The organism is Streptomyces sp. NPDC048172 (genome assembly GCF_043202595.1).
GTDB lineage: Bacteria > Actinomycetota > Actinomycetes > Streptomycetales > Streptomycetaceae > Streptomyces.
In genome coordinates, this window is sequence record NZ_JBIDAT010000010.1 from 284213 (window position 1) to 305100 (window position 20888).

The following is a 20888-nucleotide window of genomic DNA, read 5'->3' on the forward strand; positions in this document are numbered from 1 at the left end:
ATCGGGAGAGCTTCCGCCGCCTGCCGTCCGGCGTGCACCGGGAGTTCAGCTCGCGTTACGGGGGTGCCAGGGGCGCACCGAGGGGCGCTAAGTGCGCACCGGGGAGGCCGTGCCGCCCTGTGTCGTCGGCCCTCCGGCACGCCCGCGCACCCGCTTCCCCGCCCTGCGGGCCGCCTTCGCCGCGGGCCGTCGCGGAGCTCCGGGAGAGCCGCCGCCCGGGGTGCCCTCGTCGGCACGGCCGTCCGGGCTGAGCCACCGGGGGAAGCGCGGTTCGACCAGGGGCCACAGGGCGCGCCGTACGGGCGCCGAGCTGAGCAGTACGGCCCACGCGACGGCGACCACGGTCGTCGCGGCGACGGCGAGGAGCCCGCCGTCGTACACCGGTCCGTATCCGCCCAGCCCCTCCACCGGCTTGAGCAGCAGCCCGTGCAGCAGGAACGGGTACACCGTGACGGCCCCGAGCGCCGTGAAGCCCGTACGGCGCGAGGGGACCAGGGCGAGGAAGGCGGCGACGAGCACGGCGGAGACCGCGAACAGCCCGAGCCGCACCCCGGCGTAGACGTACGGTTCGACGCCGAGCTGGGCGCTGCCGTGCTCCATCAGCACCCAGCGCCGGTCCACCCGTGGCGCCGCCCAGTACGCGCCGACGGCGGCGAGCGCCATCAGGGGCAGCGCCCAGCGGCGTGCCGCCCTGTTGCGCAGGGGCCGCAGATGCTCGGAGCGCAGCCGCAGCCCCAGGACGAACCAGGGCAGGAACATCAGGACGCGTGACAGGGCCAGCTCGCTGCCCAGGTCGGTGAGCCCGGCGCCGACCGAGAGGACCACGGTGACCGCGACCGGCCAGCGCACCGCGCGCCACAGGGGCGAGGTCAGCCGCCAGACGAACAGGGCCGCCAGGAACCAGCACACGAACCGCGGCTCCGTGGGCGTGACGGCGAACGGCTGGTCCAGGAAGAGCGCGTAGACGCCCGCGTACACGGCCTCGAAGACCAGGTAGGGCAGCAGCACCCCGGCGAGCAGTCTGCGCACCTGCTCGGGCCGTCCGGTGAAGCTCCGCGAGAAGTAGCCGCAGAGCATCACGAAGGCGGGCATGTGGAACGCGTACACCAGCAGATAGGCCGCCTTGACGCCCCGCATGCCCTCGACGAGCGGGTCCCAGTTGTGCCCCGCCACGACGAGGACGACGAGCAGGAACTTGGCGTTGTCGAGGAAGGGGTCGCGCCCGCCGGGCGCCGAGGCGCCGGACAGCCGGCGGAAACGGGCGCGAGGCTGCCCGCCGCCCGCCCGCGCGGATCCGCTCCCGCCCGCCCGCGCGGATCCGCTCCCGGGCGCCGTGCCGGGCGGCGGCACCGTCGCGGACGCGCCGGTGTCCTCCCCGCCGTACGGCGGGGAGGGGGCTGAGGCGGGGGCGGGGGAATCGGGGGCAGGGGGCGCCGCGGGCGCGCTCGGGTGCTCTCTGTGCATCACGCCGTCCTCGGTTCGCTCGTTCCGGGCTGGTCGCTCTTTCCGGACCGCTCCGTCCGTCCCGTGAGGCCCGGCAGCGGCGGCTCCACCAGGGGCCGCGCGAGCCGCCGTACGGGCGCGCTCGACAGCAGCACCGCGAGGGCGGCGCCGAGCACGGTCAGCAGCACGGCGCCGGACAGGTCCCACGGCAGGAGCGGCGCGTGCCATCCGTAGGCGGAGGCGGCCGACGTCAGCAGACCGTGCAGCAGATACGGGTACAGGGTCACGGCGCCCAGTGCGGTGAACCAGGTGCGGCGCCCGGGCACCAGCGCCAGGAAGGCCGCGGTCATCGCGGCGCCGATCGCGAAGAGCGCGACCCGTACGAGCAGGTACCGCACCGGCCCCGCGCCCAGCCCCTCGTACCCGGAGCTCATCCACGTCCAGTGGAGGTTCGTGCCGGGCGCGAAGGCGTAGGCGCCCACGGCGGCGCCCAGCAGCACGAGCGGCGCCCAGCGGCGCACCCGGGGCTCCCGGAGCCGCGCGAGGTGCTCGGGGCGCAGCCGCAGGCCCAGCACGAACCAGGGCAGGAACATCAGCACGCGGGGCAGCGCCAGGTCGTACCCCAGGGTCGTGGTCCCGGCGGCGAGGGAGATCAGCACGGCGACCGGCACGGGGTACGGCACGGCGCGCCATACGGGCGCGGTCAGCCGCCAGACGAAGAGCGCCGCCAGGAACCAGCACAGGAACGTCGGCTCGGTCGGGGTGAGCGCGAAGGGGCGGTCCCGGGCGGCGGAGTCCAGCGCGGTGTAGAGCGTCTCGAAGACGAGATACGGCGCCAGGACCCCGGCGAGCAGTCTGCGCACCTGGTCGGGCCGTCCCGTGAAACCCCGCGACAGGTAGCCGCACAGCAGCACGAAGGCGGGCATGTGGAACGCGGTGATCCACAGGTAGCCGGCCTTCGCCGGGCGGACCGCCTCGACCAGCGCCAGGGGCCAGACGTGGCCCACCACGACGAGGACGATCAGCAGGAACTTGGCGTTGTCGAGGAAGGCATCGCGATCCGGGGGCGCGGGCACGCTGCCCGGCCCTGCGCGGTCCGCGATCTCGGTGGCCATTGATCAGACAGTAAGCGCGGTATTGCGCGCGTCCGGCGCGAAATGCCGCCGCGCGGCCGAACGGGGTACAGAACGGCCGATCGCCCCACGACCGCTCCGCACACCCCCATATCGCGCCTCTCACACCCCACAGGAATAATGGCGCAACACGGACATCGCGCTGCCCATGCCCAGTGCGGGTCCGCGCACCACCTGAGGACGAAAGATGCGGAGCCCTGATGAAGATCGCGTTCCTGCTGGACAACGCCTATGGGATCGGCGGGACGATCAGGTCGACGGTGAACCTCTCGCGGGCCCTCGCCGAGCGCCACGAGGTCGAGGTGGTCAGCCTCCGCAGGGCCGCGGAGCACCCGGCCCTCCCGTTCGATCCGCGGATCACGCTGACGCACCTGATCGACCTGCGGCGCTCCTCCCCCGCGTACGACGGTGACGACCCGCTGTACCACCGGTTGAGCGAACGCTTCACCGAGGGGACCGACCATTTCGCGCGGGGCATCTCGACCCGCCTCGGCGATGTCCGTACGGAGGAGTTCCTGCGGAACACCGACGCGGACGTCGTGATCGGCACCCGTCCCAAGATCAACGACTACCTGGCGGCCTACGGCAGCGACCGGTACATACGCATAGGCCAGGAACACCTCACCCAGGCCATGCACCGCGCGCACATACGCACGCACCAGAACGCGGCGATACCCTCCCTCGACGCCTTCGTGACCGTCTCCTACGCCGACGCGGTCGACTACCGCAACGCGCTCCCCGAGGCCCTGGAGACCGGCACCCGGATCGTCTGCGTCCCCAACGCCGTACCGCCCGCGCAGGTCGCGCCCTCCGACGGCGAGGCCAAACTGATCGTCGCGGCGGGCCGCCTCATCAGGGTCAAGCGTTACGACCGCCTGATACGCGCCTTCGCGCTCGTCTCCGAGCAGCACCCCGACTGGAAGCTCCGCCTCTACGGCAGGGGCAGGCAGCACGACACACTCCGTGCGCTCGTCAACAAGCTCGGCCTCTACGACCGCGTCTCCCTCATGGGCCCCCGCTCGCCCCTGGACGCCGAGTGGGCCAAGGGCTCCGTCGCCGCCGTCTCCTCCGACGCCGAGTCCTTCGGGATGACCCTGGTCGAGGCCATGCACTGCGGCGTCCCGGTCGTCAGCACCGACGCCCCCTACGGCCCCGGCGAGATCATCGCCAACGGCCGCGACGGACTGCTCTCGCCGCTCGGCGACGACGAGGAGATCACCGTCCGCGCGTACGCCGACGCGCTCCTCCAGCTCATCGAGGACCCCGCGCTGCGCCACCGGATGGCGCGGGCCGCGCTCGACAAGGCCGCGCGGTACGCGCCCGACCGGATCGCCGCCGAGTACGAGGCGCTGATCGAGGGCATCCGCGCCGAACGGCCCGAGCGCGTCACCGTCGACTCCCCGGCCCGCCGGGTGCCCACGGCCCCGCCGACGACGACCGCCGCGGCGGCCCCCGCGTCCGCCCCCGGGGCGCCCCAGCGGCCCGTGCGGGCCGCGGCGCCCACCGCCCCCCGCACACCCCGCGCCGTCCGTCAGCGGCCGTCAGCGGCCCGTCAGCGGCCCGCTGCGGCGGCGCGCGCACGGCGCCCGCTCACCCCGCGCCGCGTCGCGGCCACCGTGCTGCGGCCCGTCCTGCGGCTGGTGCGCGAGCCCGGCAGCCCCCTGCCGCTCGCCGAGGCCCACGTCACCGTCGCGGAGGACGGCTCGCTGGCCGTACGGCTGCCCGTGGCCGGGGTGCCGCGGGAGGGCGGCTCCCTGCTGCTGCGCCCCCGCAGGACGACGGGCGTCTCCCCCGTGCGCGTCGCCCTGCCGCCGCGCGAGCAGGCCGTGGACGGCTGGCTGGAGGCCCGTCTCGACCACGCCGCGCACGCGCTGGCCGAGGCCCGCTGGGACACGTACGTCGAGCGCGCCACCGACCGCAGGCGCCGCCGCGTCCGGGCGGGCACGGTCGAGACGGCGCGGCTGCTCACCCTCGACCCGCCGCTCCCCTCCGACGCGGAGGGCCGCCTCAATCCCTGGGTGCCGTACGCGACGTCCGACGGCTATCTGGCGGTACGGGCATGGCGCCGCACGAGCCACGCCGAGGTAACCTCGCTCTCCCTGGACGGCCGCGCCTTCACCGTCCGGGCTGCCCTCCACGGGGAGGCCGGTCCCGGGGAGGCCGTGGGGGCGGTGGAAGGCGTGTCCCTGGTCGGCGTCTCCCGTACCGACCCGGCGCACGATTTCTCGCTCCCCCTGGACGCCGCGCCCGGCGCCGACGGCGCGCTCTCCTTCGCGCTGCCCTACGACCTCCCCGCGGCCCTCGGCTCCCGGGACGAGGACCCCGTCTGGGACCTGTGGGTCCAGCCGGGGCACGGACGGCCGCGCGTACGGATGGCCCGACTGCTGGGCGACCTCGCCGACCGGAAGAAGACCGACGTCTCCCCCGTCGCCCGGCTGGGCGACAGCGAGACCGGCGTACGGCTCCACTTCACGCTCGACAACGGCCTGGCCGTCGGCCTCCAGCCGCTGCCCGGCGAGCCCTCCGAGCACGCCGTGCCCGTCCCGGAGCGCCCCGCGGCGCGCCGTACGGCACCCACCGCACCCGACACCACCGGATCCACCCTGGAGGCGGCGTGACAGCCCCGGCCCCGACACCGGCCCCGACGACCGACCGGAACCCGGCGGCGCTCAAGGTCAGCGTCGTCGTCCCGACGTACAACACGGGCCCGACCGTGCTGGCGGGACTGCGGGCCCTGCGCGAGCAGACGCTCCCGCGCGAGGAGTTCGAGGTCATCTACGTCGACGACGGCTCCACCGACGACACGGCGGAGATCCTGGAGCGCGAACTGGCCGACGAGCCGAACATGCGGGTCGTACGGATCGAGAACTCCGGCTGGCCCGGCAGGCCCCGCAACGTCGGTACCGACGCCGCGCGCGGCGAGTACGTGCACTATGTGGACGACGACGACTGGCTCGCGCCCGAGGCGCTGGAACGGCTCCACGCGCGGGCGCGCGAGACGGACGCCGACGTCGTCATCGGCCGTATGGCCGGACACGGCCGCGGCGCGCCCCGCGCGGTCTTCGACAAGCCCCTGGCCCGCGCGAGCCTGCGCAGGAACACCGTGCTGCTCGGCTCGATGACCGTGCACAAGCTGTTCCGGCGCGCGTTCCTGCGCGAGAAGGAGCTGCGGTTCGCCGAGGGCAAGGTGCGCCTGGAGGACCACATCTTCATGCTGCGCGCCTACCTGCTGACCGAACGCGTCTCCACGGTGCACGACTACACCTGCTACCACTGGGTCCGTCACAGCAACGGCCAGCACAACATCAGCTACCAGCACATCGACCCCGTCCCGTACGTCGACAGCATCCGCAGGGTCCTCGCCGTCCTGGACGCCCCGGAGACGCGCGTACCGTCCGGGCGGCTGCGCAACAAGCTGCTGGCCAACTGGTACGGCTACAAGGGCCTGCGCCGCCTCACCGGCCGGGGCCTCCTCATCCAGCCCGCGGAGCACCGCTACGCCTGGTTCGACGCGGTCAGCACGCTGGCCGCCGACATCCCCGAGGAGGCCGACGCCCACCTGCCCGCCCGGCTGCGCGTCGTCTCGGCGCTCGCCCGGCACGGCGACCGGGACGCCTGGGAGGACTTCGCGGTCTTCGAGGCGGGCATCGCGCACGAGCACCAGGTGCGGTCGGCCGAATGGCACGACGGACGGCTCACCGTGCGCGTCCGTACGCGCCTGGTGCACCCGGAGTTCGCGGGCGCGCCCGTAGAACCCGTGGCGTTCACCCGGCGCGGGAAGAGCTACCGCTGGGAGCTGCCCGCCTCCGTCGCGGCCGTACCCGGCGTCGCCGAGGCGGCGGACTTCACGGAGGACGCCTCCGGCGGCAAGGCCCGCGGCCTGCTCCACCACACGGAGGGCGGCACGATCCTCGCCGTCCGGGGCACGCGCCGCTTCACCGCGGTGCCGCTGGACGAACCGCACGAACCGCACGGCCAGTACGAGGGCCAGGACGGCGGCGGCCTCCTGGGCCGCGTCGCCCGGCGGCTGCGCGGCGCGTCCGGAACGGCGCGTACAAGTACGCCGGAGCGCTACGCGCTGCGCTACGAGACGGAGTTCACCGTCGACCCCGCCACCGCCGACCAGGGCGGACCGCTCGCACCGGGCACCTGGCACGTCAAGACGCAGACGAACAGCTGCGGCTGGATCAGCGCCCCCAAGCTGCGCGGCCTGCGCGTCGAGGGCCCGCAGGAGGAGGGCACGGAGACGGAAGGCACGGGGACGGAAGGCACCGAGGCGGCGCACACGGCTCCGGAAGGCGCGCGTACGGGCGGGGGCGACGACGGAGACAGCCGTCAGAGCCTGTCGTCGTCGCCGAGCGCCTCAGCGAGCGCCTGAGAGCCGTTCAGCTCGTGCTCGGCCTCCACCTCGGCCTCGGCGTCGACCGGCTCCACCTCGCGCGCCTGGGCCGCCTGACGGGCGTTGCGTGCCTCGGCCTCGGCGGCGAGGTCGAGGCACGCGGCGTTGAAGCGGGCGAGGGACGGCGGCTCGGCCGGGCCGAGCAGGTGGACCTTCAGCGCGCGGCGGGCCTCCGCGAGCAGGTCCCGCTCCGGGTGCCGGACCGTCTCCAGCAGCTCCGGCACCCCCTCGGCTCCGGGCGTCAGGACGGTCGCGGCCCGCACGGTGGGGTAGGCGGTGCGGTACTCCTCCTCGCTCATCCCTGAGGTGTTGGCGACCGCGTACGGCTTCTCGCTGACCAGGTAGTCGGAGACGACCGAGGAGACGTCGGAGACCAGCAGGTCCGACTGGTTGAAGCAGGAGTAGATCCCCGGCATGGGCCCCGTGACGACCTGGTGCTCCCAGGCGGGCAGCGAGGCCCAGTACGCCTCCTCCCACGCCGCCGTGGCCTCCGCGACCCGGTCGGCGTGGCCGGGCTCCGGGCGGGACTGCGCGAGCATGCGCTCCACCTCGTCGGCCCCCGGGCGGGCGGCGCTGACGGTCAGCTCCGCCAGCTCGACCGCGGCCCGTTCCAGCCCCGCCACCGTCTCGGGCCCCGGACGCGGCCCCGTACGGCGCGCGTTGGCCTCCGTCACCAGCTGGCGGATCCTCATGTCGGCCTCGCGCGCGCGGGGATCGACCGAACCGGTCATGGGGTGCGGCTTGTAGAGGAGCCGCATCTTCGGGTCGGCCAGCAGGGCGCGCACGATGTTCTCGCCCGCGAGGATGACGGAGGTGTTGCCCGGATCGGTCGTCCAGCCCTCCCAGGTGGGCGCGTACAGGACGGTCAGCATGTCCTTCCCCCGCGGAGGCTCCGCGGGGCGGATGGGCGCGAGCTGGGGGCGGCCCACCTCGACCACGTCCTTGTCCTCCACCCCGATGTCCGCCGCCCGGTACCGCTCCCGCGCCGCCTCACCGGCCACCCACACCTGGTCGTACGCCTTCGCGTACGGATTGCACGAGGACAGCTTGTCGCTCTCCCCGTGGTTGATGAACGCGTGCTTGAGGGTGGGGATGCGCAGCGCCTGGGAGGTCTTCCCGGAGTTCGCGGGGTGCAGCAGCACGCGCAGCGCCGAGTGCTCCAGGTGCATCAGGTGCGCGACCTTGGGGAGGCACAGGACGGGGATGTCCGTGGCGCCGAGCTTGCGCACCATGAACCGCTCGCGCAGCACGATCAGGGGCCGTCCGTCCAGCGCCGCCAGGGTGGAGAGCCACATGTTCGCCTGGTACGCCGAGGAGGTCCCGCCGGAGAAGTAGAGAGCCAGGGTGGGGCGGTACTCCTCCAGCCAGCCGTCCAGCCAGTCCAGCGCCCGCTCCTCGTCGGCCACCCGTTTGCGTGACAGCAGCCAGCTGCCCAGATGGGCCGTGCCCGCGAGCAGGCCCGCGCAGCAGCAGCTCGCCACGAGCGCCGCCCACAGCGCGTCCCCCGTACCCGCCGAGACGGCCGCGCCCACCGTCACCAGCGCCCCCACTCCCGTCAGCCGCAGGGTGCCCTGGCGGGCGAAGAGGGCGGGCGGGGCGGGGGTGAGGCCGAGGCCCGTGGCGTCGATGTTGCGGATGACGAAGGGCAGCCTGCGCCGCGTCCGTACGGCCCCGGCCACCGCCTGGCACAGGAAGTGCAGGGCCCAGCAGCCGAGCACGGCCACCAGCAGCCAGGCCCCCTTCCCGTCGGGGCGCAGCGCGTCCAGCCGCGCCAGGCCGCCCAGGAACAGCCCGTCGCGCAGCAACTGGCGCACGGGCGCGGTCATCTGGGCCCGCCCCAGCCGTCTGGCGGCGCCGCGCTGCCACCGGAACAGCAGGACGTCCGTGAGCACCCCGAGCACGGCCCCCGCGACGGCGGGCACCGCGCCGGGCAGCAGGATGCCCAGCAGCTGCAGGACGTACCCCAGGGCCAGCAGCGCGAGCGTGCCCCCGAGGGCGGCCAGCTCACGCAGCGAGCGCGCGCCTGTGCGTGCCAAACGACACCTCCCGGCCTACCGAACTTTCACGGTAGGCCGGGAGGGACGCTCACGTCGCGTCAGCGACGGCCGAACGGGGGCACCGGCGCCCCCTCGGCCCTTACCGGTTGCTCCTCAAGAGCGTCCGCATGGTCCGCATGGCGACCGAGAGGTTCGCCAGGTCGAACGTGTCGGAGGACTGGATCTCGTCCAGCGTGCCCCGCGCGCGGACGAGGATCGCGTGGTTCTTCTCCTCCCACGCCTCGTACCGCTGCTCCGCGCTCGCGCTCCCGTTGCCCGCCGCCAGGACGTCGGCGGTGAGGAGCTGGTGCGCCGCGTACAGGTCCTCGCGGATCGCCGCGCGCGCCATCGACTGCCAGCGGTCGGCGCGCGGCAGCTCGCTGACGCGCTGCTGGAGCTGGGTGATGCCGAGCCGGTCGGCCAGGTCGAAGTAGACCTCGGCCACGTCCAGCAGGTCCTTGTCCATCCGGCCCGCGACCGCGACCACGTCCAGCGTGGAGAACGCGGCGGAGAAGCCCGCGACGCGCAGCGCCAGCTCGGAGGGGACACCGGCCCCGGAGAGCTGGTCGTAGACCTTCTGGTGCCACTTGAGGTCGTCGCCCTTGAGGAGCTTCGGCAGCTCCGCCCAGACGGTCTCGACGCGGTCGCTGAACTGCTCGATGGTGTCGGCCAGCAGCAGCGGCTGCGGGCGGTTGTTGAGCAGCCAGCGGGTGCCGCGCTCCACCAGCTGGCGCGAGCGCAGCCGGATGGAGGTCAGTACGTCGGCCGCGACCCTGTTGTCCAGCGCCTCGGCCTCGTCCCAGATGTCGCCCAGGCGGAAGATGGCGCGCGCCGCCGTGTGGGCGCGGACGATCTCCTCAGTAGAGGCGCCCGATTCCTCCTTCATCCGGTGCAGGAAGGTCGAACCACCGGTGTTGATCGTGTCGTTGACCAGCACCGTCGTCACGATCTCGCGGCGCAGCGCGTGCGAGTCGATCTGCTGGCTGAACCGCTCGCGCAGCGCCTTGGGGAAGTACGCGTACGCCAGCCGCTGGAGGTAGGCGTCGTCGGGCAGTTCGGTACCGATCAGTTCCTCGGTGACCGTGATCTTGGTGTAGGCGAGCATGACGGCCAGCTCGGGCTGGGTGAGGCCCTGCCCGTTGGAGAGCCGCTCGCGGATCTGCCGGTCCGTGGGCAGGAACTCCAGCCCGCGGTCGAGCCGCCCCTCCTTGACCAGCTTGCGCATGTGCCGCTGGTTGGCCATCAGCAGGCTCTGCGCCTGGGTCGAGGAGTTGGCCAGCGCGGCGTTCTGCGCGTAGTTGTTGCGCAGGACCAGCTCGCCGACCTCGTCGGTCATCTCGGCCAGCAGCGCGTTGCGCTGCTTGACGGTCATGTCGCCCTCGGCGACGACCGCGTTGAGCAGGATCTTGATGTTGACCTCGTGGTCGGAGGTGTCCACACCGGCGCTGTTGTCGATCGCGTCGGTGTTGATCCTGCCGCCGTTACGGGCGAACTCGATCCGGCCCAGCTGGGTGCAGCCCAGGTTGCCGCCCTCGCCGACGACCTTGACCCGCAGGTCCTGGCCGTCCACCCGGATGGCGTCGTTGCCCTTGTCGCCGACGTCCGCGTCCGTCTCCGTGGACGCCTTGACGTACGTGCCGATGCCGCCGTTCCACAGCAGGTCCACCGGGGCCGAGAGGATCGCCTTCATCAGGTCCGCCGGAGTCATCTTGCTGACCCCCTGCTCGATGCCGAGCGCGGCGCGCACCTGCGGGGTGATCGGGACCGACTTGGCGCTGCGCGGGTGGATCCCGCCGCCCGCCGAGATCAGGTCCTTGTCGTAGTCCGCCCAGGACGAGCGCGGCAGCTCGAACAGGCGCCTGCGCTCCGCGTACGAACTCGCCGCCTCCGGGTCCGGGTCCAGGAAGATGTGCCGGTGGTCGAAGGCCGCGACCAGCCGGATGTGCTCGGAGAGCAGCATCCCGTTGCCGAACACGTCGCCCGACATGTCGCCGACACCGACCGCCGTGAAGTCCTCGGTCTGGGTGTCGTGGCCAAGCTCACGGAAATGGCGCTTCACCGACTCCCAGGCGCCCTTGGCGGTGATGCCCATGCCCTTGTGGTCGTAGCCCGCGGAGCCGCCGGAGGCGAAGGCGTCACCGAGCCAGTACCCGTACGCCTCCGCGACCTCGTTGGCGATGTCCGAGAAGGTCGCGGTGCCCTTGTCGGCGGCGACGACCAGATAGGTGTCGTCCCCGTCGTGCCGGACCACGTCCTCGGGGTGCACGACCTCGCCGCCCACCAGGTTGTCCGTGATGTCGAGCAGGCCCGAGATGAACGTCTTGTAGCAGACGATGCCCTCGGCCTGCCACGCGTCGCGGTCCACCGCCGGGTCGGGCAGCTGCTTGCCGACGAAGCCGCCCTTCGCGCCGACCGGCACGATGACGGTGTTCTTGACCTCCTGCGCCTTGACCAGGCCGAGGATCTCCGTACGGAAGTCCTCCTTCCGGTCCGACCAGCGCAGCCCGCCGCGCGCGACCTTGCCGAACCGCAGGTGCACGCCCTCGACGCGCGGCGAGTACACCCACACCTCGTACTGCGGGCGCGGGGCCGGCAGGTCCGGGATCGCCTTCGGGTCCAGCTTCATCGAGACGTACGAGTGCGGGTTGCCCTGGCTGTCCTTCTGGAAGTAGTTGGTGCGCAGGGTGGCCCGGATGACGGTGAGGAACGAGCGCAGGATGCGGTCCTCGTCGAGGCTCGCGACCTGGTCCAGCGCCCCGTTCAGCTCCTCCAGCAGCCCGTCGGTCAGCTCGTGACCGGCGGCGGTGCGGCCCGGGTCGAGGCGGGCCTCGAACAGGCTGACGAGCAGCCGCGTCGTGTGCACGTTCCGCCGGAGGGTGTCCTCCATGTACGCCTGGCTGAAGGCGTTCCCCGCCTGCCGCAGGTACTTCGCGTACGCGCGCAGCACCATCGCCTGCCGCCAGGAGAGCCCGGCGGAGAGCACCAGCGCGTTCAGCCCGTCGTTCTCGGCGCGGCCCTCCCAGATCGCGGAGAACGCCTCCTGGAAGCGCTCACGCGTCTCCTCGTCCAGGTCCTTGCGCTGCGAGGCGGGCATCCGGAGCCCGAAGTCGTAGATCCACGCGGCCGAACGGTCCGCGCAGCGCAGCTCGTACGGACGCTCGTCCACGACCTCGACGCCCATGGCCTGGAGGCCGGGCAGCACGGCGGAGAGGGAGACCGGCTCGCCCGTGCGGTAGATCTTGAAGCGGCGCTCCCCCGCGGCCGCGCCCACCGGCTCGTACAGGCTCAGCGCGAAGTTGCCCCCGGGACCGCCGCCCTCACGCCCCGCGCCGTTCCTGGCGAGGCGCTCGATGTGCTGGAGGTCGGCGACGGCGGCGCGCGGCGGGAAGTCCGCCTTGTAGCCCTCGGGGAAGGCGTGCGCGTACTTGTGCGACAGCTCGGCGGCCTGCTCCTCGCCGCACTCGGCGACCAGCGCCTCGCTGAACCCGTCGGCCCAGGAGCGCGCGGCCTCGGCGAGCCGCGCCTCGATCCGGTCGACCTCGGCGTCCGTCAGCTCGATCAGCTCGGCGCCGGGCGTGACCCGGATGACGAAGTGCAGCCGGGAGAGCACCGATTCGGTGTTCCACGCGGTGAAGTCGACGCTGGTGCCGCCGAGCTCCTCGGTGAGGATGTCGGTGAGCCGCAGCCGGACGGCCGTCGTGTAGCGGTCGCGCGGGAGGTAGACCAGCGCGGAGTAGTAGCGCCCGTACTCGTCCTGGCGCAGGTAGAGCCGCAGCTTGCGGCGCTCCTGGAGGTAGAGGACCGAGGTGACGATGGAGCGGAGCTGGTCGGTGGAGGTCTGGAACAGCTCGTCGCGCGGATAGGTCTCCAGGATCTGCAGCAGGTCGCGCCCCGCGTGGCTGTCGGGCCGGAACCCGGCGCCTTCCAGCACCTCGGCGACCTTGCGGCGGATCACCGGCACGCGCCGCACCGACTCGGTGTACGCGGCGGAGGAGAACAGGCCCAGGAAGCGGCGCTCCCCGACGACGTTCCCCTCGGCGTCGAACTTCTTCACGCCGATGTAGTCGAGGTACGAGGCACGGTGCACCGTCGCACGGCTGTTCGCCTTCGTCAGCACCAGCAGCCGGTGCTCGCGCGCCTTGGCGCGCGCGTCGGCCGGGAGCCGGTTGAAGGACGGCGAGACCGGGTGGCCGTCCTCGGAGGCGTGCTGCGGGTCGGAGCGCAGGACGCCCAGCCCGGTGCCGGGCACGGGGGTGAGGAAGAGCTCCTCGCCGTCGTCGTCGGCGGGGACGTTCTCCGCGTCCAGCTCGTACTCGCGGTAGCCGAGGAAGGTGAAGTGGTCGTCGGCGAGCCACTTCAGCAGCTCGCGCGCCTCCTCGACCTCCTGTTCGCGCAGGTCGTCGGCGGTCGGCTCGTCGGGGAGCTCGTCGGCGATCCGGAGCGCGGCGCCCCGCATCTTCTGCCAGTCCTCGACGGCCTCGCGGACGTCCGAGAGCACCCGGAGCAGATCGCCGTTGATCTGCTTGAGGTCCTCCCTGTCCGTCTCACGGTCGATCTCGACGTGGATCCAGGACTCGGTGAGCGCGTCGTGCGGCAGCTCCTCGCGCGCCGCCTTCGCCTCCGCGGCGGTGGCGGGCTCCTCCTTGCCGGTGGAGAGCACCTCCAGCAGCCGGCCGGTCAGGTCCCTGCGCACCACCATCTGGGGGTGGATCACGGCGTGGATGCCGCGGCCCTGCCGGGACAGCTCGTTGGTGACGGAATCGACCAGGAAGGGCATGTCGTCCGTGACGACCTCGACGACCGTGTGCGTGCACGACCAGCCGTTCTCGTCGACGGACGGGGAGTAGACGCGTACGTTCGCGGTGCCCTGCGGGCGCTCCTGGGCGAGCCGGTAGTGGGCGAGGGCTGCTCCGAGGATGTCGACCGGATCACGGTCGGTGAGGTCCTCGGGCGCGGTGTGCAGGTAGTAACGCTGGAGATACGCGGCGAGTGCGTCGTCCTCAAGCCCCTGTACGGGGTGATGGCCCCCGGCCGGGCTCTGTTCTGCCACCCGGGCGGCCTCAGCCAGCCGCTCGGCTTTTGCTTCATCCAGCTTGGTCTGCATGTCCTCTGGCTCCTGTCGCGCGCCGTTGCGTGACGTCGGGATGGTGATGGCACGGCATCGGGACACGGGTCCACTCGGATCCGCCGCTGTGCCGGGAGATACGACCAGCGGCGCCCCGTGCGCTGTCGCGCTGCGGGCGCTCGGCGGAGGGCGGCCTGTCGGCGGCGCCTCCGGTGAATATCGCGCTGATCACGTAGGTAAGGCTATCTCCCCGCACCCTAGGCCCGTCATGAGCCTTATGTGTACAAAACCCGGAGACTGACTTTTACGTTCTGGCCAGGGGCTCTGCGGCCCGGTCCCCCCGGCGACCCCCTTGGCAAAGGGCCCGTGCGGGAGGACGTTGAACCCAAAGGTTCCATCCCGGCTCCACTACAGCTCCACAAGGGCCCCACGAGAGCTCCCCTACTGTCCCGCGGAGGTGGACACCATGCCCGCGAACATCCTGATCGTGACCGGCGACGCGGCGGAATCCCTGGAGGTGCTCTACCCCTACCAGCGGCTCCGCGAGGAAGGCTACGACGTCCACATCGCCGCCCCCTCCCGCAAGCAGCTCCGCTTCGTCGTCCACGATTTCGAGGACGGTTTCGATACGTACACGGAGAAACCGGGCTACTCCTGGCCCGCCGACCTCGCCTTCTCCGAGATCGACCCCGGCGAATACGCCGCTCTGGTGATCCCCGGCGGCCGGGCCCCGGAGTACCTACGGAACGATCCCGAGCTGCGCAAGGTCGTCAAGGCGTTCTTCGACGCGGACAAGCCCGTCGCGCAGATCTGTCACGGCCCGCTGATTACGGCGGCGATCGACGGGCTCAGCGGACGCAGGGTGACCTCGTATCCCGCGCTGGAGATCGACATGCAGTCCTCCGGGGCGAGCTTCCAGGACGCCGAGGTCGTGGTCGACGGCACACTCGTCTCGTCCCGCGCGTGGCCGGACCACTCGGCGTGGATGCGCGAATTCCTGTCGGTCCTCCGCACGAAGGCCCCGGTCACCTGAGGCCCTGACAGCCGCTGGATGACCTCTGGACGGCCTCGGACCGCTGCTCGCCTGGCGACCGTCCCGTCAGCCCTCGGCGCCCGATATCCGCTCCGCGGTCTCGACGGCTTCCTGGAGGGTGTCGACCACCGGTACCCCGGCCGCCTCCAGGCTCGCTCTGCTGTGCGAGCCGCCGGTGAACAGCACGGCCCTCGCCCCCGCGTGCGCGGCGGCGAGGGCGTCGTCCACCGCGTCCCCGATGACCACCGTGCGCCCCGGGACGATCCCGGGGGCCGTCCCCTCCAGCGCGGCCAGATGCCGCACCATCTGCTGCGCCTTCCCGGACTTGCCGCCCCCGTTGCCCCCCGCCGCGCCGTCCACTCGCGTGAAGCGGTCCGCGATCCCGTGCTCCCGCAGCAGCGGGACGAGCCTGTCGTGCGGCGCGAGCGAGCAGAGCGACTGGGTGTGCCCGGCCGCCTGCCGCGCCGCCAGCAGCTCGGCCGCGCCCTCCGCGAGACCGGCGTCCGCTGCGCACTGCCAGTAGTGCCGATGGAAGGTCTCGTCCATGACCTGCCACTCGCTGCCGCTCGGCTCGCGCCCGAGCAGCCTCTCGTAGAACTTCGGGACCGGGACGCAGTACAGCTCCCGGTACCGCTCCAGGGTGATCGGGGGGAGGCCCAGCTCCCCGAAGGCCGCGTTCGTCGCGTCGATCACCGCGTGGATGTCGTGCAGCAGGGTGCCGTTCCAGTCCCAGACGATGTGTGCCGCCCCGCCGGCGTGCCCGTTCTGCCTCTGCCCCAAGACCATGCTTCCGACGGTACGTGCCGGGTCTGACAACGCGGTACCGAATTCCGCGACCGCGCCACGCGTCAGCCGACCAGCGCGGGGATCTCCTGCGTCGCGAACCACAGCAGCTCGTGGTCCTCCGCGCCGTCCACCGCGGACCGCGCATCCTCGTCACCTCGCCCGGCCGCCTCCAGCGCCCCGGCCGCGGACCGGACGTCCGGCTCGGCGTCCTCCGCGTCCACGTGCACGGCCGCCGCCTTCGCCAGCGGCACGGCCTCCGCGACGCGCACCCTGCCCACCGTCTCCTCATCCGGCGGACCGTCGCCCGCCTCCGCCGTCACCGCGCCGTCCGGCACCTCGGCGACCACGACCACCCGTCGCCGTACGGCCTCGGAGTCGCCGGCCAGCAGCCGCAGCGAGGCCCGCGCGGCACGCCCCAGCGCGGCGTACTCCAGCTCCTCGTCCTCGTCCGAGGCATCGGACACGTACCACTCGCGCAGTCCGGGGGTCACCGCGTACGCCTCAAGGGGGCCGGGCCCCAGCTCGCCCGCCCCGTGGGCCTGCCGGAGCGCGGGGAGGGTCAGAGGGACATAGACACGCATGGCTGCCGCTTTCGTGTATCGCCGGACCGTCTGTCACGCCAGCATACGGGGCCCTCCCGGGCCCCGCCGTCGCCAGCCGTCGTCGGGCGCCGCACAAAACCGCAGGTGGAGAGCGTGCGATGACAACACCGGTCCGCCGATGACTCCTGATAGGTGAACCGCTCCGGGACCCCCGGGCCGTCACCCCCGCCCGTTGCGGCCCGCACCCGGCACGGCTAGAACCGATCCCAGCCAATCGGTTACCGCCCGGTATCCATCCACCGGGCCAGGCACTCCACGGGGGACCCCTGCCATGACCACACCCACGTCGGCCTCCACCACCCCAGACCAGCCCGACCACCACCCCACCCCCCACAGTTCCCCGCCACACGGCTCCGGGGGATCCGGAGACCCCGGAGGATCGCCCGGACTCACTGAGCCAGCCGACCCCGCAGGCCCCGGGGACCCCGGCGGACCCGGTGGACCCGCCTGGCCCGGAGGACCAGCAGGACACGCAGGACTCGCCGGACCGGCCGGATCGACCGGACCCGCCTGGCCCACCGGGCCAGGCGGAACAGCTGGATCCAGCGGACCCACCGCGCCAGCGGGATCAACAAGGCCAGCCGTAACAGCCGGGTCCACCGCACCGACCGGGCTCACCGGATCCAGCGCACCGGCCGGACCCACGGAACCAACCGGGCCCACCGGATCCACCGGGTCCACCGGGTCCACCGGGTCCACCGGGTCCACCGCACCAGTCGGGCCCGCCGGACGCGGACCCACCGGGCGGGGCCCCGGCGGGCGCGGACCCGGCGGAACTCGTTCCTCCGCCGCCGCACCGCCCGGGCGGCCCGGTGGACGCGCGGGCTCCGCCTCGTCCCGGCCGCCCGGCAGGCGGGACTCGCGGCGACCCGCCGACTCGGCGCTGCGCGCGGCGGCGCTCCGCTCGCGCGAGCGTCAGCCGCCGTTCTGGTTCGCCCGGCGGCTGCTTCTGGTGCTGAGTGGCCAGTGCCCCGTCCACACGCTCATGCCGCACGCCCGCGGCTCCGCGTACGACCGTCTCGTCGGGCTCGCGCCGCTGGCCCCGCTCCGCCCGCGCGGCGCCGACCGTACGACCCCGGCGGTGCTGGAGGCCCGGGGCACCCAGCCGCGGGACGGCGTGATCGAGGCGTTCGCCCGTATCGCCACGGGAGGCCGCCAGCGCGCCATGGCCTTCCGCCTGGAACTGAGCCAGGACCGCCGCTGGCAGTGCACTGCGATCGAGCTGGACACCCCCTGACGCCCCCGCGGGACGCCCTCGCGGGATGCCCCCACGGGCATACGAGAAGGCCGGGCCCCTCCTGGGAACCCGGCCCTCTCGGACGTACGTCACGCGCGGTCCACGCCGCGCTCACATCACTTCTTCTTGCGGCGCCCCTTCTGGGCCTTGCGGCGCTCGGCGCGCGTCATGCCGTCGGCCTGCGAGCGGATCGGACCGCCGTCGTCGGCCGTGCTGCCGCCCGCGTCCATCTCGCCCTCGACGACGCCGCCCTCGGCGGTCGGCGCCGAGAAGTGCAGCCTGTCCGGGCGCTGCGGCGCGTCCAGGCCCTTGGCCCGGATCGCGGGCGCCGGACCGCCGGAGGCCCCGGCCGGAACGGCGTCCTTCTGGAGCGAGGGCTGCTCGGGCTTGGCGTCCTCGACCGGCACCTCCTCGACCTGCTGCTCGACCTGGACCTCCAGGTTGAACAGATAGCCGACGGACTCCTCCTTGATGCCGTCCATCATGGCCTGGAACATGTCGTAGCCCTCGCGCTGGTACTCGACCAGGGGGTCCTTCTGGGCCATCGCGCGCAGGCCGATGCCCTCCTGGAGGTAGTCCATCTCGTAGAGGTGCTCGCGCCACTTGCGGTCCAGGACGGACAGCACCACGCGGCGCTCCAGCTCGCGCATGATGTCCGCGCCGAGCTCCTGCTCACGCGCGTCGTACTGCTCGTGGATGTCGTCCTTGACGGACTCGATGATGAAGTCGGCCGTGATGCCCTCGCGGTCGCCCGCGGCCTCCTCCAGGTCCTCCACGGTGACCTTCACCGGGTAGAGCTGCTTGAACGCGCCCCACAGCCGGTCCAGGTCCCACTCCTCGGCGAAGCCCTCGACGGTCTCCGCCTGGACGTACGCCTCGATGGTGTCGTCCATGAAGTGGCGCACCTGCTCGTGCAGGTCCTCGCCCTCCAGGACGCGGCGGCGCTCACCGTAGATGACCTCGCGCTGCCGGTTGAGGACCTCGTCGTACTTGAGGACGTTCTTACGGATCTCGAAGTTCTGCTGCTCGACCTGGGACTGGGCCGAGGCGATGGCGCGGGTCACCATCTTGTTCTCGATCGGGACGTCGTCCGGCACGTTCGCCATCGACATCACGCGCTCGACCATCTGGGCCTTGAACAGCCGCATCAGGTCGTCGCCCAGCGAGAGGTAGAACCGGGACTCGCCCGGGTCGCCCTGACGGCCGGAACGGCCGCGCAGCTGGTTGTCGATACGGCGCGACTCGTGACGCTCGGTGCCCAGCACGTAGAGCCCGCCGAGGTCCTTGACCTCGTCGACGTCCGACTTCACGGACTTCTCGGCCTTCTCCAGGGCGGTGGGCAGTGCGGCCGCCCACTCCTCCGCGTGCTCGTTCGGGTCGAGGCCGCGCTCGCGGAGCTCGTTCTCCGCCATCCCCTCGGCGTTGCCGCCGAGCTTGATGTCGGTGCCACGGCCGGCCATGTTCGTCGCGACCGTGACGGCGCCCTTACGGCCCGCCTCGGCGACGATCAGGGCCTCGCGCTCGTGGTTCTTCGCGTTGAGCACCTGGTGCGTAACGCCGCGCTTGGTGAGCTGCTTGGAGAGGTACTCCGACTTCTCCACAGAGGTCGTGCCGACGAGGATCGGCTGGCCGGTGGCGTGCTTCTCCGCGATGTCGTCGACGACCGCGTCGAATTTGGCGACCTCCGTGCGGTAGATCAGGTCGGCCTGGTCGGCACGGGCGAGCGGGCGGTTGGTCGGGATGGGGACCACGCCGAGCTTGTAGATCTGGTGGAACTCCGCGGCCTCGGTCATCGCCGTACCGGTCATGCCGCAGAGGCCCGGGATCTTCTTGCCCTTCTGGTCCTCGCGCTCGTAGAGCCGGAAGAAGTTCTGCAGGGTGATCGTGGCGAGCGTCTGGTTCTCGTCCTTGATGTCGACCTGCTCCTTGGCCTCGATGGCCTGGTGCATGCCCTCGTTGTAACGACGCCCCGCGAGGATACGGCCGGTGTGCTCGTCGACAATCATGACTTCGCCGTCCATGACGACGTAGTCCTTGTCCTTCTTGTAGAGCTCCTTGGCCTTGATCGCGTTGTTGAGATACCCGACCAGCGGCGTGTTCACCGACTCGTAGAGATTGTCGATGCCGAGCCAGTCCTCGACCTTGGCGACACCGGCCTCGTGAATGGCTACGGTGCGCTTCTTCTCGTCGATCTCGTAGTCACCGGTCTCGGGCTTCTGCGTACGCGGATCGCCCGCCTCGCCCTTCTCCAGGCGCTTCACCAGCTTGGCGAAGTCGCTGTACCACTTGGTGGCCTGGTCGGCGGGGCCGGAAATGATCAGCGGCGTACGCGCCTCGTCCACCAGGATCGAGTCGACCTCGTCGACGATCGCGAAGTTGTGGCCGCGCTGCACGAGTTCGTCCTTCGACCACGCCATGTTGTCGCGGAGATAGTCGAAGCCGAATTCGTTGTTCGTGCCGTAAGTGATGTCGCAGTGGTACTGCTCGCGGCGCTCGGCCGGGGTCATGTTGGCCACGATGCAGCCGACCGTCAGGCCGAGGAAGCGGTGGACACGGCCCATCCACTCCGAGTCACGCTGTGCCAGATAGTCGTTGACCGTGACGATGTGCACGCCCTGGCCCGAAATCGCGTTCAGATACGCGGGCAGCGTGCCGACCAGGGTCTTGCCCTCGCCGGTCTTCATCTCGGCGACATATCCGAGGTGCAGCGCTCCGCCACCCATCAACTGCACGTCGTAGTGGCGCTCGCCGAGCACGCGCTTGGCGGCCTCACGCACGGTGGCGAAGGCTTCCGGCATCAGATCGTCGAGGCTTTCGCCGTCGGCGTACCGCTCCTTGTACTCATCCGTGAGGGCTCGCAGCTCGGCGTCCGACAGGCCGACGAAGTCCTCTTCGATGGAATTCACCTGCCGCGCGATGCGGTCCAGCTTGCGCAGGATCTTCCCTTCACCTGCACGCATGAGCTTGCCGAAGACGGACACTTAGGGTGGCTCCTTGCCGGTCGGGCCTGGCACGGTCTGCACTGTCTGTGCGCGGACGCGGGCGCCTCTCCTTTGGTGAGGGCCTTTGCCGCACCGGCCATCGTATGCGAGGGACGACTGCCCCTGTACCCCCAACGTGCCGGAGCCCCCGAAGGTGCCGGAGAGGCAGGCGG

11 protein-coding genes are annotated in these 20888 nt (G+C 72.1%); 4 read left to right on the forward strand and 7 right to left on the reverse strand.

The features are described 5' to 3' along the window. Window positions 1-87 precede the first annotated feature (87 nt). Both ACGF3A_RS37210 and ACGF3A_RS37215 read right to left on the reverse strand, forming a co-directional pair. Window positions 88-1464, reverse strand: a complete 1377-nt coding sequence (locus ACGF3A_RS37210) for an acyltransferase family protein (protein WP_393734921.1) — start codon at window positions 1462-1464, stop codon at window positions 88-90. Continuing rightward, window positions 1464-2558, reverse strand: a complete 1095-nt coding sequence (locus ACGF3A_RS37215; protein ID WP_393734922.1) for an acyltransferase family protein — start codon at window positions 2556-2558, stop codon at window positions 1464-1466. The genes ACGF3A_RS37210 and ACGF3A_RS37215 overlap by 1 nt, the downstream gene beginning before the upstream one ends. Window positions 2559-2776: 218 nt before the next feature. Here ACGF3A_RS37215 and ACGF3A_RS37220 point away from each other — a divergent pair, with 218 nt between their 5' ends. Both ACGF3A_RS37220 and ACGF3A_RS37225 read left to right on the forward strand, forming a co-directional pair. After that, window positions 2777-5194: a glycosyltransferase gene (locus tag ACGF3A_RS37220; RefSeq protein WP_393734923.1), complete on the forward strand. Its 2418-nt coding sequence runs from the start codon at window positions 2777-2779 to the stop codon at window positions 5192-5194. Continuing rightward, the gene (locus tag ACGF3A_RS37225) at window positions 5191-6954 is read left to right on the forward strand and encodes a glycosyltransferase family 2 protein (RefSeq protein ID WP_393734924.1); all 1764 of its coding nucleotides are present in this window, start codon (window positions 5191-5193) and stop codon (window positions 6952-6954) included. The genes ACGF3A_RS37220 and ACGF3A_RS37225 overlap by 4 nt, the downstream gene beginning before the upstream one ends. On the opposite strand, the gene ACGF3A_RS37230 is transcribed toward ACGF3A_RS37225, so the two are convergent. Together ACGF3A_RS37230 and ACGF3A_RS37235 are read right to left on the reverse strand one after the other, a co-directional pair. Beyond that, complete coding sequence (locus ACGF3A_RS37230; RefSeq protein ID WP_393734925.1) at window positions 6912-9011, reverse strand: hypothetical protein; 2100 nt, start codon at window positions 9009-9011, stop codon at window positions 6912-6914. The genes ACGF3A_RS37225 and ACGF3A_RS37230 overlap by 43 nt on opposite strands. 100 nt (window positions 9012-9111) lie before the next feature. Beyond that, complete coding sequence (locus ACGF3A_RS37235) at window positions 9112-14115, reverse strand: NAD-glutamate dehydrogenase (protein WP_393734926.1); 5004 nt, start codon at window positions 14113-14115, stop codon at window positions 9112-9114. A gap of 427 nt (window positions 14116-14542) precedes the next feature. On the opposite strand from ACGF3A_RS37235, the gene ACGF3A_RS37240 reads away from it, so the two are divergent. Continuing rightward, complete coding sequence (locus ACGF3A_RS37240) at window positions 14543-15109, forward strand: DJ-1/PfpI family protein (RefSeq protein WP_393734927.1); 567 nt, start codon at window positions 14543-14545, stop codon at window positions 15107-15109. Between the two features lie 66 nt (window positions 15110-15175). Here ACGF3A_RS37240 and ACGF3A_RS37245 read toward each other — a convergent pair whose 3' ends face one another. Next, entirely contained in the window at window positions 15176-15895 is a 720-nt protein-coding gene (locus ACGF3A_RS37245) for an HAD family hydrolase (RefSeq protein ID WP_393734928.1), read from the reverse strand. Between the two features lie 62 nt (window positions 15896-15957). Then, on the reverse strand, window positions 15958-16476 hold the full coding sequence (locus tag ACGF3A_RS37250; RefSeq protein WP_393734929.1) for a DUF6912 family protein: 519 nt from the start codon (window positions 16474-16476) through the stop codon (window positions 15958-15960). A 292-nt stretch (window positions 16477-16768) separates the two neighbouring features. Between ACGF3A_RS37250 and ACGF3A_RS37255 the strand changes: the two genes are divergently transcribed. Beyond that, entirely contained in the window at window positions 16769-17734 is a 966-nt protein-coding gene (locus ACGF3A_RS37255) for an Rv3235 family protein (RefSeq protein ID WP_393734930.1), read from the forward strand. Between the two features lie 116 nt (window positions 17735-17850). Here the strand turns inward: ACGF3A_RS37255 and secA are convergent, their stop codons facing one another. Further along, entirely contained in the window at window positions 17851-20715 is a 2865-nt protein-coding gene (gene secA / locus ACGF3A_RS37260; RefSeq protein WP_393734931.1) for a preprotein translocase subunit SecA, read from the reverse strand. Between the last annotated feature and the right edge of the window lie 173 nt (window positions 20716-20888).